The following is a 14,250-nucleotide window of genomic DNA, read 5'->3' on the forward strand; positions in this document are numbered from 1 at the left end:
GGGGTTGATGCACTGTCTCTCTACCAGTAGACCTCCTCACCGGCCTGCCTGGCTGCACTACTTGCCGGACACCGTACCCAGCAGTTGCCTGATCCGCTAACTGTCTGGACGCTCGCGGGTACGGCGGTACCGAAACCGGTCCTCGGGTGAGACACCAGTCCATGCAGTGGTCATATCTTCCCGCTCATGTGACAGGCAATCGCCAAGTCGTGCGACAAGTGTCACAGATGAGTACCGATTACGGCAGTTTCTCGAGCCGGACCAGCTTGAAGTTGGTGCCCTCCCGGTCGCCGTCACCAGGCGTGTTCTCACCGTCATGCACAGCGAACAGACCCTGGGGGAACAGCGGCCCGAGCGGCTGCGTCGTCACCGCCGCACCGTCACTGTGCTGTACGCCGTCCGCCGCCGGACCGTCGATCACCTGGAACCCGGCCCGGTAGACCAAACCGGCCCCCGTCGATGCGGTAGCTCGCGAACGTCGAGTCGCCCTGGCTGGACGCGTACAGGGTCCGTACGCCGTTCTTGTAAGCGATCGTCAGACCCTCGGCGTCCGCACTCAGGTGCTTCCCGGCGTCAGCGCTCACCGGCCCGGTCGGCTCGCATTCCTCGGTCTCCTCGTTGTAGGCGGCCGGCTGACCGAACTCGCGCACCTTCTCGAGCAACTCGGGCTTGCCGTGCAGTGGGATACGCCACACGCCGACGTCCTCTTGGGCGGCGTACAGGTCGTTCGTCGTGCGGTCGAACACCATGCCTTCGAGCTGCGGCCGGTCGCCGGGCTCCTCGCACGGGCTCCATGTGCTGCCGTCGGTCAGCTTGAAGTTGCTCGGCAGGTCGACCTTGCCGATCGGGCGGTACGTGACCTTGCCCGTGCCGTCCGGGACCAGCCGGAAGAAGCCGACCCGGGTCTCGCTGCGCCGCGTCACCGCGACGATCGGCTGACCCTGTACGACGGTCGCCGCCAGACCGTAGGCGGTCCGCTGCTCCTGGACCTCCTCGGTGTCCTTGCTGAACACGAGCGGCGCGTCGGGACTGCTGACATCGGTCAACCGGCCGGCCTTCACGGCGTACGTCCGGAGCTGGTCCCGGCCGCGGTCCGTCACGATCGCGAGGTTGCCGACCAGGTCGACGTTGTTGAACCGGCCGGATTCCTGGCCGGGCTCGGGCGCCGGCGGAGTGGCGAACCGCTGCACCTCTTTACCGCTGAGGTCGAAGACGGTCAGACCGCCGTTCTTCAGCGTTCCGAGTACGACGCTGCGCTCGGGGTGCTGGGTGTCGATCCAGATGGCCGGGTCGTCGGCGTTGGCGTTGCCGCCCGCGTCGTCGTCCCAGTTCGGGGCCGTCTCCGCAGCGGCGGTCACCCCTGGAAGTTCACTCGAATACGCCGGCTGGATGCCCAGCGTGACGACTAGCGCACCAACCGCGAAACCGGCGACCCGCATCCCACTCTCCTCACTGTCAGCAGTGGCTGAAGACTGCACCGCGCCGGTTGCCGCCACCTGTCTGCCCGGTGAATCCCACTCGCCGGCCTCGGCGGCCGTCGGAGTGGCTGGATCGCGCGGATCGCTGGCCGGAAATCACCTTGCGCCGGACCCACCGCACGCTTAGCGTAATGACTGTTCTTGCATTACACCCCTGACAGTGAGGACGAGCATGGCCGCCGCTTCCCCCGCCGTACTGCCTGAGGCCGGTGGCCGTGGGGCGTCCGCGGCGATGATCTGGTCCGCGCTCGCGGTGGTGTACGTCGTCTGGGGTTCGACGTACCTCGCCATCCGGGTGGTCGTCGAGGCAGAGATCCCGCCGATGCTCGGCATGTCGGCCCGGTTCCTGGCGGCCGGCGTACTGCTGGCGGCGTTCCTGGCACTGAAGTCGGGCTGGCGGCGACTGCGGATCACTCGGCAGGAGGCATTCGGCGCGGCCGTCGTCGGTCTGTTGCTACTTGCCTTCGGCAACGGTGCGGTCGCGATCGCGGAGCAGACCGTGCCGTCGGGGCTGGCCGCGCTGCTGGTGGCCGCGATCCCGCTGTGGGTGATGCTGCTGCGCGTCGGCGGTGGCGATCGACCGCGCGCGCTCACGTGGATCGGCGTACTGATCGGATTCGCCGGCGTGGCACTGCTCGCGCTGTCCGGCGGGAACACGAGCGCGAAGCCGTTGTCGGTTGCGATCCTGGTGGTGGGCACGATCTGCTGGGCGACCGGCTCACGGTTCTCCCCGCGCCTCGGCCTGCCGCGCGACCCGCTGGTGGCGGCGCTCTACGAGATGGTCTTCGGCGGTACGGCGATGCTGCTGCTCGGCGTACTGCGGGGAGAGCCCGGGCGGCTCCACCTCGACCGGATCGACACGTCGGGCTGGATCGCGCTGCTCTACCTGATCGCTTTCGGGTCGCTGCTCGCGTACACGGCGTACAGCTATCTGCTCGCGAACGCGCCGATCTCGTTGATCAGCACCTATGCGTACGTGAACCCCGGGGTCGCCGTACTGCTGGGCTGGCTGATCCTCAACGAGCACGTGACGTGGCAGATCCTGGTCGGTGGTGCCGTCATCATCATCGGGGTGGCCGTCGTGGTGACGGCCGAACGCCGGCCGCGGGCTGCTGCCGGTTCCTGATCTCCACCGGGTGCTGAAAAGGAAGAACCCGGGCCCCTAGAGGACCCGGGTCTCCCACCGCTGCCGATGCGCGCGGCAGCGGGACCTTGTCGCCAGGTGGGCGCCCTGCCCCGAAAAAACACGGCGCGAAACTCCGGCAATGGTTCCAACGATATTCCGATTCATCATGGTATTGCCAATTCGGCGACCACCGAGCCCACCGAAAACAATCTTCCGAATCACCGGGTTCATCCGTCACCCGCGCTCACTCAACGACGAACTGCGGCATCGGTTACGGGCCGCCGCCGACAAAAGTGAGGATCACTCCAACCCCGCCTGCTACCGGCAAGTTGCCTGGTCAGGGCGGATTCGTTGCCTCGTCAGCAAACCCATCACGCGCCGGCTATGGGGCCCCGCGTGGATCAAATAGTTGACGAAAAAGTCTGTAACCGCCCCACCCAGGTGTCGTTACCACTAAGACGAATCCGTCAAACCCGAAAGGAAACCTGGCATAATGCAGGTAACTCGCAAGATCGCCGCTGCCGCGGCCGTGGCGACCGTCGCCACGCTGGGCCTGGCCACCGTCGTGAGCGCCAACGTTCTCGACGACACCCAGAAGAAGGCTGCCGGCACCGGCCTGGCCGACGCCGCGTCGCTGGCCAGCAAGGGCTACGGCAAGGGTGGCAAGCAGTGGTACTGGGTGAAGGGTAACGGCTCGCTCGTAGCCGTCGACCACAACACCGTCGGCCCGTTCCAGGCCTGCCACAACTTCGTGCCGGTCAACGCCGTCGGCGGCCAGGTGCCGGTCACCGACATCGTCGGTGTTGTCGGTCTGTGGAACGACGGCAACAGCGCCACCGCCGTCAAGACCTGCGAGCAGGACACGAAGCAGAACAACGACAAGTACTACCGCATGGGCAACGACGGCCTGCTGTCGGTCAGCGACAACGTTGTTGGTCCGTTCCAGGTCTGCCACAACGAGGTCCCGGTCAACGCCGTTGGCGGGCAGGTCCCGGTCAGCGACCTGACCGGCATCCTGGGCCTGGGCAACGACGGCAACTCCGTCGACTCGCTCAAGACCTGCGAGCAGGACACCGTCCAGAGCAACTGACCCCTCCCTGGTCAGTGATGCAGGACCCGAAAGAGTCACCTCGGTGGGGTGACTGATTCGGTAGCACCACCAGCGGCGCCGGGAGCAAGCCTCACTCCTCCCGGCGCCGCATCACGCCCGGCCCCCGTCCCAGCGCGGGCCGGGCGTCTCGCTGTCGTGGGCCCGGCGCATCGAGTCGTGGAAATCTGCTGTGAGATCGCCTCGCCAGGACGTAGATCCCCGACTCGGCGCCTTGGGCTGACAGGGGACTACAGGTGTCTGAGGTCGATGGTGGAGCCGTTGGGGAGGTTGCGGGTCAGGAGTGACCAGATGCCGGTGGCGGCTTCGGTGGGGGTGGTGAGGGCGCCGGTTTGCTTGAGTTCGTGGAAGCGCTGGACCGCAGGGAAGTGTTGCTCGTCGGTGGCGCGGATCTCCGTCTGCATGCCGGTGTCGACGACCCCCGGGGCGACTGCGATCACCCGGCATCCCCCGCCGGCCCGACCGGCCTGCTCGGCGCCGACTGTGCGGACCCAGTGCTCGACGGCTGCCTTTCCCGCGTTGTACGACGACCAACCGGCGTACGCCGTCTTGGCGGCACCCGACGACAGCATCACCAGGTGACGCTCGCACGTCAGGCCGGCGGTCGCCTCCAGGAACGCCCGCCCAAGGATCTGCGGTGCCGCCGAGTTCAGCAGCACCGCGCTGGCGTACGAGTCCCCGTCGACCCCGTCCGCCGGCCCGACCGGCGTGATCGTGCCGGCGTTGTGGATGAACACGACCCGCTCACCGTCGTACCCGGCCAGCTCTTCCCGGAAATGCTGCTCCACGCGCGTCCAGTCAGCCGGATCCGACAGGTCGGCCTTGAAGTGTTCCGCCGGCCCACCGCCGCGCCGCGACAGGTCGATCACCCGCGCATCGCCGTACGGCACGGTCTCGGCCAGCGCCGCCCCGATCCCGGCCGACGCTCCCGAGATCCAGATCAGCGATCTGGCCGCCGTACCTGCGCCTGAGCTCACTTGCGCCAGGCGCGGGCGACGGACAGGAAGATGTCGTTCGCCTCGCGCTCGCCGATGCTGACCCGGGCACCGTCACCCGGGAACGGGCGGACCGACACACCCTCCGCCTGCACCGCCTCGGCGAATGCGACGGTGTCGTCACCGAGCGGCATCCAGACGAAGTTCGCGTGCGTCTCCGGTACATCCCAGCCGGCCGCGCGCAGCTCGTCGACCACGCGCGTCCGCTCGGTCACCAGCGCCTCGACCCGCTCCAGCAGCTCTTCCTCCGCGGCCAGCGACGCGATCGCGGCCGCCTGCGCGACGTGGCTGACCCCGAACGGCAACGCGCACTTGCGGATCGCCGCGACCACCGGCCCGTGGCCGACGGCGTACCCGACCCGGAAGCCGGCCAGGCCGTACGCCTTCGAGAAGGTCCGCAGTACGACGACATTCGGCCGGTCCCGGTAGACGTCGACCCCGTCGACGACGTCGGGCTCGCGGATGAACTCCCGGTACGCCTCGTCGATCACGACCAGCACGTTCGCCGGTACGACGTCCAGGAACGCCAGCAACTCGTCTCGTCGTACCACCGGCCCGGTCGGGTTGTTCGGCGTACACACGAGGACGACCTTGGTCCGCTCGGTGAGCGCGGCCTCCATCGCCTTGAAGTCGTGCCGCGCGTCGTCGGTCAGCGGCACCTGGACCGAGGTCGCCCCGGTCAGCTGGACCGCGATCGGGTACGCCTCGAACGAGCGCCAGGCGTAGACGACCTCGTCGCCCTCGGTGCACGCGGCCTGCAGCAGGTGGTACAGCAGCGCGACGGACCCGGTGGCGACGGCGAGGTCGCTCGTCGGTACGCCGAATCGCGCCGAGAGCGCCTCGAGCAGGTCGGCCGCGCCCATGTCCGGGTAGCGGTTCATCTGCGCCGCGGCCTCGGTGGCGGCGGCGAGGACACCGGGCAGCGGCGGGTAGGGGTTCTCGTTGCTGGACAACTTGTACGTCGGCCGGCCGTCGGTGCGCGCGGGCGGACGACCGGGCTTGTACGCCGGCACATCGTCCAGGCACGCGCGAAACCGAACCACATCCTCTGCACTCATGCCCGCAGGCTAACTCCAACCCCACCCCCGAACCACCCTCCCCCAAGCGACCTCCATCACTCCGGGCCTGTCGTACCGGAGCCCGTCGAGTCGTGGAAATCTGCTCGGGACCGCGCCGTTCACCGACGTTTCTGCACGACTCGGCGAGCCCCGTGAAGCCTGTTCGCGAAGGGTTTCCCGCCGGTGGGTTGGATCGTTTGACTCCGGACACTGTGGGCTGCAAACTGACTGATTGTCGGACAATCAGGGGATCTGTCAATGCGAGGGAGTGTTCATGGGTCAGTCGCTGGAGTGGGGTCGCCGGTATCTGATGGTCCGCCCGGACCACTTCCGGATCGACTACGTGATCAACCCGTACATGTCGACCCAGGACCAGCCCGACCCCGAGCTGACGCTGAAGCAGTGGGACTCGCTGCGGCAGGCGATCGTCGACGCCGGCGGTGAGGTCGACGTACTCGCGCAGCGGCAGGATTCCCCGGACATGGTGTACGCGATGAACCTCGGGCTGGCGACCGCGGACGGCCGGGCGATGCTCTCGCACATGCGGTTCGAGCCGCGGCGGAAGGAGTCGCTCACCGCAAGCGACTGGTTCACCGGGAACGGCTTCACGTTGGGCCGGACCGGATCCGACGGGATGGGGCCGCACTTCGAGTCCGGGGACGCGTTCGTGTTCGGCGACAGCCTGGTCGTCGGGTACGGGCCGCGCACCGAGGCGGAGGCGCTCAAGCACCTGGCGATCGAGTGGGGTATCCGGGTCCGCGGGCTGCGGATCACGCATGAGGGGATGTACCACCTCGACCTGCCGTTCTGCCCGGTCGACAGCACGCACGCGATGGTCTACCCGGCGGCGTTCGACGCAGCCAGTCAGGCCGAGCTGTTCGGCATCGTGCCGGACCCGATCGTGCTCACCGACGAAGAGGCGTTCGCGTTCAGCGGCAACTCGATCGTCGTGAACGAGACGATCATCATGCCGGCCTGCTCCCCGCGCCTGCACGAGATCCTCACCGGCCTCGGCCTCCGCGTGGTCGTCCTCGACCTCACCGAGTTCCACAAAGCCGGCGGCTCCGCCCGCTGCCTCACCAACCCCCTGGACTTCAACCTCACCCCAGCCACCACCCCAGGCGGCGAACTCATCCTCCCCGCCTGAGCGGGATTCGTACGGCGTGAGTCAGACGGGGCGGGCGGTGCCTTTGCTCGCCCCCTGTTCTTCCTCTTCGAGTTTACTGGTCGAGGCCGCATCGACCGGCGGGTTATCCACAGCCCTGCGCTACTTGGTGTAGATGAGTTCTAGGGTTTCGGGGTTGTAGCCGTGGCCGGTTAGCCATTCGAGGGCTTTTTTCTTGCCTTCGGAGTCGGTGATCTTGATGTAGAAGGCCAGGTACTCGGGGTCGCCGGGGTGGGCTTGGGAGACGCCTTGGTTGACGGTGAAGCCGGGGCCGATGTACGGGAGTTCCTGGAGGATCGGGTACTTCGCCTCGAGCCGGCGGTTGAGTTCGTCGAAGCGGCGGCCGGCTTCACCTTCGGCCTCCAACTGCTCCTCCGGGTGTGACTGCTCCCAGGCGCGGCCCTCGGCGCTGTTGGAGAACAGGAACATCTTGTAGCTGGAGTCCTGCTTGACCTGAACCGTCTGGGTGTAGCTCTCGAAGCCGCGCCGCTCACCGGTCAGGGTGTGCTCGCCTTCCTTCACCTTGATCTCGCCGTTGGCCGGGATCTGCTTGCCGTCCAGGGTGAGGGTGAGGTCGTTCGGGATCGACTTCACGGTCAGCGTGTGCTCGGGGTTGCCGCGGAACGCCAGGTACCCACCGAGCACGATCAGCGCGACCACGATGACCGTGCCGCTGAGGAGGAACAGCCGGCGGTTCTCATCCATCAGTCTGAAGCTCCTGATTGCCTGATCCGGGCCACGGTGTAGTGGCCGCGCGAGTCGGAGAAGTACACGTGCGTCGCCTCCGGCACGTGGCCGTTGAGCGAGGCGGAGGCCGCGTTGTAGGTCTTCCCGTCGCCACCCTTGTAGTTACCGGTGTAGATGAAGGTGTGCCCGCTGTGCACGAAGATGTCGCCGGGCTTGAGCTGACCCTCGTTGGTGAGGTTCTCGAACACCTGGTACTTCGAGGAGTTTCGCACGTACTCCCGTTGGATGGTCGTCCCGCGCCGGGCGTAGTCCTTGTCCACACCGCTCATCACCATCACGGTCGCCACGAACACGCCGCAGTCGGTGAGCTCGTTGTACCCAGTGGATCCGTTGTACTCCTTCTGTGCCTCGCGGTACCCGGGCTTCGGGTCGAATCCGTGATTCGGGGTGTCCCAGGCCAGCTGGAGCGCCGTCTTGACGATGTCGCCGTTGCCGGCGCCGCAACCGCCGCCGGTGCCGTCGGTCGTCGCGCCGCCGCCGAAGGTGGACAGCACCTCGGTGGCCGCGGTCTTGCGCTGGGTGTAGCGCGGATTGCTCAGGTCCTCGGAGCCGGCGAAGCGTTCGTAGTACCGGCCGAAGGCGACCGCGGCATCCGCGGCGCTGGTCGTGCCCTTGACCATGTCGCCGGCGTTCTTCTCCGGGATCGCCGTCTCACCGGCCAGCTGTTTCTTGAGGAACTCCAGCTGGTACTCCAGCGACCCGATGACGGCGTCGTCGACACCGGCCTCGCGGGACGGTCTGATCATCTTGCCGGCCGGGGTCCATTGCACGATGCCCCAGCCGAGTGAGCTGTCGACTGCGTCGGACGGGTTGGTGACCTTGCCGGGCGGGGTGTTCTGCAGCCGGCCGGGCTCGACGCCGGACTCGTGGATCATGTTGCCGACGATCCCGGCGGACTGCTCCTTGGAGTACCCGTTCGAGACGAAGTAGTTGAAGGCTTTCTGCTGGTTGTTCGACCCGACCAGGTCGCTGCAGCCACAGCTGCCGCTGCCGGTCTCCTCGGTGTCCTCGCCGAAGGAGTCGTTCTTCGGGTCGACCGCCTCGAGCGGCTTCCCGTCCTCCTTCTCGATCCACAGCTCGAAGTGCAGGTGATCGCCGCTCAGGCCCGGGGTGGCCTCGTTGCCGGAGCCGACGGTGCCGATCTGCTGGCCGCGCTTGACCTGCTGGCCGACGTTGACCTTGATGTCCTGGAAGTACTTGTACCGGGTCTCGACACCGGCGTCGTGCTTGATCCGGACCTGGTTGTCGGAGGTGGAGACGACCTCGCCGTCCTCGGCCGCGTAGACGTTCTTGCCCGCTTCGATCTCGAAGTCGATGCCGTGGTGCGGGCTCTGTCCCCGGCCGCCGCCCTCGGACCAGCCCTGGTCGACCTCGTGCCGGTCGGTCGGCCAGGCGAACGCCTTGCCCTCGGTCTGGGTGGGTGTGCAGTCGGCCGCGGCGGTCTCCAGGCCGGCCAGGCCGCCGGCGATCAGCGCGAGCACGATCAGCAGCGGCAGGAACAGCACCAGCATGACGCCGCCGGCGATCGGCAGTGCTTTGCTGTCACCCACAATCGGCTCCTCGCTGGCTCAGTGGTCCTCCGCGGCGGATCGCGGAGAGGGGCGGCCACTGGGGAAAATGCTGCCCGAAAACCAGGTCATCATGTCGGGAGTTATCCACAGGCCGGGCGTCCGGTGGAGGTCCAACTGTGGCCCAGGACCGGGTCGCGCGCGACAACGGACCTTGACTGGACGAGAATCCTCCCATGTACGAACGGCTGCGGGTGGACCGCTCGACCACGGTGGACCGGGTGGTCGACGCGCTGCGCGCCGCCCTCTTCGCCGGCGACCTCGAACCTGGTACGCCGTTACGCGAACAGCCACTCGCCGAGGCGCTGGGAGTTGCCCGCAGCACCGTTCGCGAGGCGATGACGATGCTGGTCACCGAGGGGCTGGCGATCCGGGAGCCGAACAAGGGCGTCAGTGTCGCGATCCTGCACCCCGCGGCGGTGGCGGACATCTGCCGGGCCCGGTTCGTACTGGAGTCGGCCGGCATCCGGGCGTGGTTCGACGCCGACGAGGCCGCGCGCGAGCGGGTCCGGGAGGCGATGCGGACGTTCGCCGCGACCGCCAAGGACGGCGCCGACCCGGAGGCGATGACGGAGACGCATCTGGCCATCCACCGCAGCCTGGTCGCCCTGACCGGAAGCGAGCGGCTGATCGCGACCGCGGACGCGATCACCGGTGAGGCGAGGTTGGCGCTGGCCCGCGTGGACGCCCTTCGTCAGGACGCCCGTCAGCAGGTCGCCTCACACCGCAAGCTCGTCCGCCTGCTGGAACGCGGCGAGCTCGACGAGTGCGTCGAAGAACTCCGCCACCACCTAGCCGGCGCCCAGGAGTCTCTCCTCGAAGCCATCACCATGCCTCACAGCTGATCCCGAGCCCCTCCCGTCAGCCCTGTGGTGGGCTGACCCATCGGAGAGCGGGTTGGCGACCGAGAATCCGGGGTGCGAACCCACACTCTCGTGGGTCAGCCCACCAAAGGGGGACGGGGGATCAGGCCGTTGGCGGTGACGTCGTACATGTTGGAGCCGACGCGGAGGCCGGTGAGGCGGGCGTCGGGGTCGAGGGCGGTGACCTGGGGGTTGGCGGTGACTGTGCCGTCCAAGCCGACCTCGATGCCGAAGACGCCTTCCAGGATCAGGCTGACCCAGGAACCGGACGACGAGCAGGACCAGTCGATCAGGTAGGGGAACTGCGGCGGCGACTTCCGCGCACCGCCCGCCATCGCGGGCGCTGCCTCTTCGACGAAGTGCGCCTGTCCGCACGGCCCCTGATTGGCAGAGCGCGCCAGCCCTGGCAACCAGTCCAGTACGACGTCGCCTCGCCCCAGCGCGAACAACGCGCGCCCAGCATCCGCCGGCCAAGCCGGGTAGGCACCGTTCCACTGGTGATCCGGCCGCACACTGAAGGCAGCATCCGCGTCGTACGGCGACAAGGCGCGCATCCACGTCGGTGTCTGCAGCTCCCGCTGGAAGAACGACACCATCTCAGTGCGCTGCTCCGACGAGAGGTCCGACGCCATCGTCGTACCCACGATGTTGAAGTCGTAGCAGTGCCGCACCGGGACCAGTGAGCCGTCCGGCTGCCGTGCGTGCCAGAAGCCGGCGCCCTCGATGTACAGCTCGTTGACATGACCGGCCTGCTCGTCGGCCTCCTTGCGCAACAGCGAAGCACGGTCTGAGTCACCGGAACGCTCGGCGACCTCGGCCGCCACTCGCAGACACCACACGTTGGCGGCGTTGAAGCTGGCCACCTCGTGCACGTAGCTGCTCACGCACTCCAGCAGGTTGTCGATGCCGCCGTAGTCCGCGAGCGCGTGCTCACCGCGCAGCCCGCGCCATGCAGTCGCCCAGTCGTACAGGTGCTCGGCCATCGGCTTGTCGCCCACCGCTGCATCCAGGAACTCGGCGTCACCGGTGAAACGGACGTAATCCCGCACCAGCCGCGTCATGGCGAAGTCGTTGACCGAGTACCAGTAGCCGACCGGCCCACCGGTCAGCCACTCGGTCCCGAAGTGCTTGTGGATGTCCAGGTCGACCCAGTGCTCGATGTGCTTCCGCATCGGCTCCGGATCCAGCAGTGCATGTGTCAGCGAGGACAGGCTGTAGTCCCAGATGAAGGTGGTCGTCTGCCAGTAGCGCGGCATCAACGTGTCGTACGTCCGCCCGATCACACTCGCCGGGTTGTCCCGCCGAAACCACACGACCCCGAGAACGCCCCACCAGTAGAGCTTCCGCAACGCCTCGTTCGACGTCTCCAGAATCGGCAGCGACCCACTGAACCCGTCTTCCGCCGGATCGAACGCATCCGCCAGCGCCTTGTCCCACGCCTCCGTGGCGGCGGCATACACAGCCGGTACGTCGGCCACACACGCGTCGAAATGCGTCGTCGCCTCAGCCAGATCCCCAGCCAGCGCGTGCACATAGCCGACCCGCGCACGTCCGTCACCATCCAGCACAACAGTTGCCTCAAGCATCGACCGGTCAACAGTCGCCGGTACGTCGAGACCCTGCACACTCACCGCGGACCCGGAGGCGCCAGTGCCGACAACCCGATTGTCGACAATCCTCAAGTCGTTCGGCTCCGACGGCGGCTCCGGCTTCAGCCAGCCACTCGGCGAGCGAGTCGCCGTGCTGTCCAACGCAAACCCCAGGCGCAGCGAGCGTCCCGGCTCGCCAATTACCTCCAGCTGTACGACGACAGCCGGCCGGCCCGGCGCACACGCGGTCACCGACCGCAGCGTCAGCCCGTCCACCACCGTCGACCGCACCACGTGGTCCGGACGCCAGACGACCTCGACCGAGCCGCCGTACGAGCGGCCCAACCGCCCGTCGACGTACAGCTGCCCGGTGATGCAGTCGCCGTGCGAGTACGGCGGGAAGTTCACGCTGCGAATCGCGAACACGTCCAGATCGACCTGCGCCGTACCCAGGAAGTTGGTCAACCCGGGCGGGTTGAACATGTCGTCGTACGTATGGGTCAGGACGTCGCTGGCCAGATCGGCGCTGCGCGGGATGGTCATGAAGGGTCGGCCCAATCAGTGTTCGGCAACAGCGGGTACCAGTCCGGTCTGGCCGGGTCGCGGTCGTAGGGGTAGGGGCCGAGTTCGCGGAAGAGTTCGGCGTACTCGGCCAGCTTGTCGCGGTCCAGCTCGACGCCGAGCCCGGGCCCGTCGGGTACGGCGATCGTGCCGCCGTCGTACGGAAGCTTGCCGCTGGCAATGATGTCGTCGCGCAGGTGGTGGTAGTGCGCGTCGGCGGCGAAGGACAGGTTGGGTACGACGGCGCCCAGGTGCAGCATCGTCGCCAGCTGGATGCCGAGTTCGCCGGAGGAGTGCACGGCGACGCCGAGTTGGAAGGTCTCGCAGACGCCGGCGGCCTTGATACACGGCCGGATGCCGCCCCAGAACGTGGTGTCGAGCAGGATCACGTCGACGGCAGGGTCGCGGATGTTCGCGGCGAGCTGCTCGAAGTTCACCACCACCGTGTTCGTGGCGAGCGGGATCGAGGTCTTCTCGCGGACGCGGCGCATCCCGTTCAGGCCCCAGGTCGGGTCCTCGAGGTAGTCGTTGTCGAGGTCCTCGATGCCACGGGCGAACCGGATCGCCTCCTCGACCCCGAAGGCGCCGTTCGGATCGAACCGCACCCGGTGCCCGGGGAACGCCTCGGCGAGCGCGCGGAAGCAATCACGCTCGTAGTCCGGCGGGAAGACGCCACCTTTCAGCTTGTGCACGCTGAACCCGTGCTCGTCGACGAGCGCACGCGCGTGCTTCACCAACTGCTCGGCCGTGCGGATCTCGCCGCTGCCGTCGTCCGCCGGATGCCGGAAGAACAGGTAGCTGGCAAAGGGGACCCGTGAGCGAACCTTGCCGCCGAGGAGCTGGTGCACAGGTACACCGAGATGCTTGCCCTGCAGGTCAAGACAGGCGAACTCGACCGCGGCCAGCAGCTGGGTCCGGTTGTTGTACAGGCTCGCAGTCGGGTTGGCGAGCATCCAGCGCAACGCCTCGGTGCGGGCCGGGTCATGGCCGACCAGATACTGCTTGAGCCCGGCCACCGCGGCCTCAGCGCTCTGTCCGCCGCCGCCCATCTCACCCAAGCCAATCAGCCCGTTGTCGGCCTCGATCTCGACGACCGTTCGGACGAACCGTCCCCAGTGTGCGCCGTTGCTGTGCCGCAACGGCGCCTCGAGCGGCATCGTCACGGTCGTTGCCCGGATGTCGACGATTTTCATTGCTTGCCCCACCCCACCGCCCCGGTCTGGCTTCACTTCTGATCCTCCGGCAGTACGACGGCCAACCCGGCGGTCAGCCCACCATCGACCTTCACGTCCGCTCCGGTGACGAAGGCCGCTGCGGGAGAGGCGAGGAAGTGGATGACCTCGGCAACTTCTCCCGGGGTCGCGACCCGGCCGAGCGGATGCGATCGGCCCCACTCCGCGACCACGTCATCCGTCGACCGCCCACCGCCGAACTGGGCGGCCGACGTACGCAGCATCGGTGTGTCCACCGAACCCGGGCAGACCGCGTTCACCCGGATCCCGTCGGGAGCGTGGTCGACCGCCATCGCCCGGACGAGGGACAGCAGTGCGCCCTTCCCCATCGAGTACGCCGCCACACTCTTCTGAGCCGCGTACGCCTGCACGGACGCGACCACCACGACACTCCCACCTCGTGGCAGTAACGGGACGAACGCCTGGCAAGCAAAGAACACGCCACCGACGTTGACCGCCATCACCTCGTCATAGACCGACGCCGGTGTGTCGACGACCGTGCCATAACGCTGAATACCCGCAGCACAGACCAGTGCATCGACACTTTCGATATCCGCGGCCGCCGCGGCGAGAGCATCTCGGTCGCCGACATCGACGGCGATACCGCGAATACCCAGCTCACTCGAGAGAGCAACCAAGGCGTCGGCGTCCCGGTCGAGCACGAACACCTGGTCGCCGCCGGCAACGAAGCGTTCGACTGCGCCGCGGCCGATGCCGGCAGCTCCCCCGGTGACTACAACTGTGCGACTCATATCCGCCT

13 protein-coding genes are annotated in these 14,250 nt (G+C 67.6%); 4 read left to right on the plus strand and 9 right to left on the minus strand.

All coding sequences use genetic code 11. From position 1 onward, the window contains the following. Positions 1-238 precede the first annotated feature (238 nt). Both V9K99_RS15100 and V9K99_RS15105 read right to left on the minus strand, forming a co-directional pair. Positions 239-421: a phytase gene (locus V9K99_RS15100; protein WP_337323442.1), complete on the minus strand. Its 183-nt coding sequence runs from the start codon at positions 419-421 to the stop codon at positions 239-241. Then, positions 381-1,439: a phytase gene (locus V9K99_RS15105; RefSeq protein WP_337323441.1), complete on the minus strand. Its 1,059-nt coding sequence runs from the start codon at positions 1,437-1,439 to the stop codon at positions 381-383. The genes V9K99_RS15100 and V9K99_RS15105 overlap by 41 nt, the downstream gene beginning before the upstream one ends. 211 nt (positions 1,440-1,650) lie before the next feature. Here V9K99_RS15105 and V9K99_RS15110 point away from each other — a divergent pair, with 211 nt between their 5' ends. Together V9K99_RS15110 and V9K99_RS15115 are read left to right on the plus strand one after the other, a co-directional pair. Beyond that, positions 1,651-2,604, plus strand: coding sequence for an EamA family transporter (locus tag V9K99_RS15110; protein WP_337323440.1), 954 nt, complete (start codon positions 1,651-1,653; stop codon positions 2,602-2,604). 493 nt (positions 2,605-3,097) lie between these two features. Beyond that, positions 3,098-3,694 carry a hypothetical protein gene (locus tag V9K99_RS15115; protein ID WP_337323439.1) on the plus strand — a complete coding sequence of 199 codons (597 nt, stop codon included), beginning with the start codon at positions 3,098-3,100 and terminating at the stop codon, positions 3,692-3,694. A 248-nt stretch (positions 3,695-3,942) separates the two neighbouring features. Here the strand turns inward: V9K99_RS15115 and V9K99_RS15120 are convergent, their stop codons facing one another. Continuing rightward, a complete protein-coding gene (locus V9K99_RS15120) occupies positions 3,943-4,689 on the minus strand; it encodes an SDR family NAD(P)-dependent oxidoreductase (RefSeq protein ID WP_337323438.1) in 747 nt (248 codons plus the stop codon). Further along, positions 4,686-5,765, minus strand: a complete 1,080-nt coding sequence (gene hisC / locus V9K99_RS15125) for a histidinol-phosphate transaminase (protein ID WP_337323437.1) — start codon at positions 5,763-5,765, stop codon at positions 4,686-4,688. Before hisC ends, V9K99_RS15120 begins: the two co-directional genes overlap by 4 nt. Positions 5,766-6,039: 274 nt before the next feature. Between hisC and V9K99_RS15130 the strand changes: the two genes are divergently transcribed. Continuing rightward, positions 6,040-6,912, plus strand: coding sequence for a dimethylarginine dimethylaminohydrolase family protein (locus V9K99_RS15130; protein ID WP_337323436.1), 873 nt, complete (start codon positions 6,040-6,042; stop codon positions 6,910-6,912). Between the two features lie 120 nt (positions 6,913-7,032). On the opposite strand, the gene V9K99_RS15135 is transcribed toward V9K99_RS15130, so the two are convergent. Then, on the minus strand, positions 7,033-7,635 hold the full coding sequence (locus V9K99_RS15135; RefSeq protein WP_337323435.1) for a PEGA domain-containing protein: 603 nt from the start codon (positions 7,633-7,635) through the stop codon (positions 7,033-7,035). Further along, positions 7,635-9,227, minus strand: a complete 1,593-nt coding sequence (locus V9K99_RS15140) for a phage tail tip lysozyme (RefSeq protein WP_337323434.1) — start codon at positions 9,225-9,227, stop codon at positions 7,635-7,637. Before V9K99_RS15140 ends, V9K99_RS15135 begins: the two co-directional genes overlap by 1 nt. 194 nt (positions 9,228-9,421) lie before the next feature. On the opposite strand from V9K99_RS15140, the gene V9K99_RS15145 reads away from it, so the two are divergent. Next, positions 9,422-10,090: a GntR family transcriptional regulator gene (locus V9K99_RS15145; protein ID WP_337323433.1), complete on the plus strand. Its 669-nt coding sequence runs from the start codon at positions 9,422-9,424 to the stop codon at positions 10,088-10,090. A gap of 95 nt (positions 10,091-10,185) precedes the next feature. Here the strand turns inward: V9K99_RS15145 and V9K99_RS15150 are convergent, their stop codons facing one another. Genes V9K99_RS15150 through V9K99_RS15160 form a run of 3 tightly spaced genes read right to left on the minus strand, consistent with a single transcriptional unit; the run spans position 10,186 to position 14,242 of the window. Further along, positions 10,186-12,240: a hypothetical protein gene (locus V9K99_RS15150; RefSeq protein WP_337323432.1), complete on the minus strand. Its 2,055-nt coding sequence runs from the start codon at positions 12,238-12,240 to the stop codon at positions 10,186-10,188. Next, positions 12,237-13,451 (minus strand): enolase C-terminal domain-like protein, encoded by a 1,215-nt coding sequence (locus tag V9K99_RS15155; protein WP_337323431.1) that lies wholly within the window; start codon positions 13,449-13,451, stop codon positions 12,237-12,239. Before V9K99_RS15155 ends, V9K99_RS15150 begins: the two co-directional genes overlap by 4 nt. 32 nt (positions 13,452-13,483) lie before the next feature. Next, positions 13,484-14,242 carry an SDR family NAD(P)-dependent oxidoreductase gene (locus V9K99_RS15160; protein WP_337323430.1) on the minus strand — a complete coding sequence of 253 codons (759 nt, stop codon included), beginning with the start codon at positions 14,240-14,242 and terminating at the stop codon, positions 13,484-13,486. Between the last annotated feature and the right edge of the window lie 8 nt (positions 14,243-14,250).

It is taken from the genome of Kribbella sp. CCNWLW201, assembly GCF_037203805.1.
Taxonomy (GTDB): Bacteria; Actinomycetota; Actinomycetes; order Propionibacteriales; family Kribbellaceae; genus Kribbella.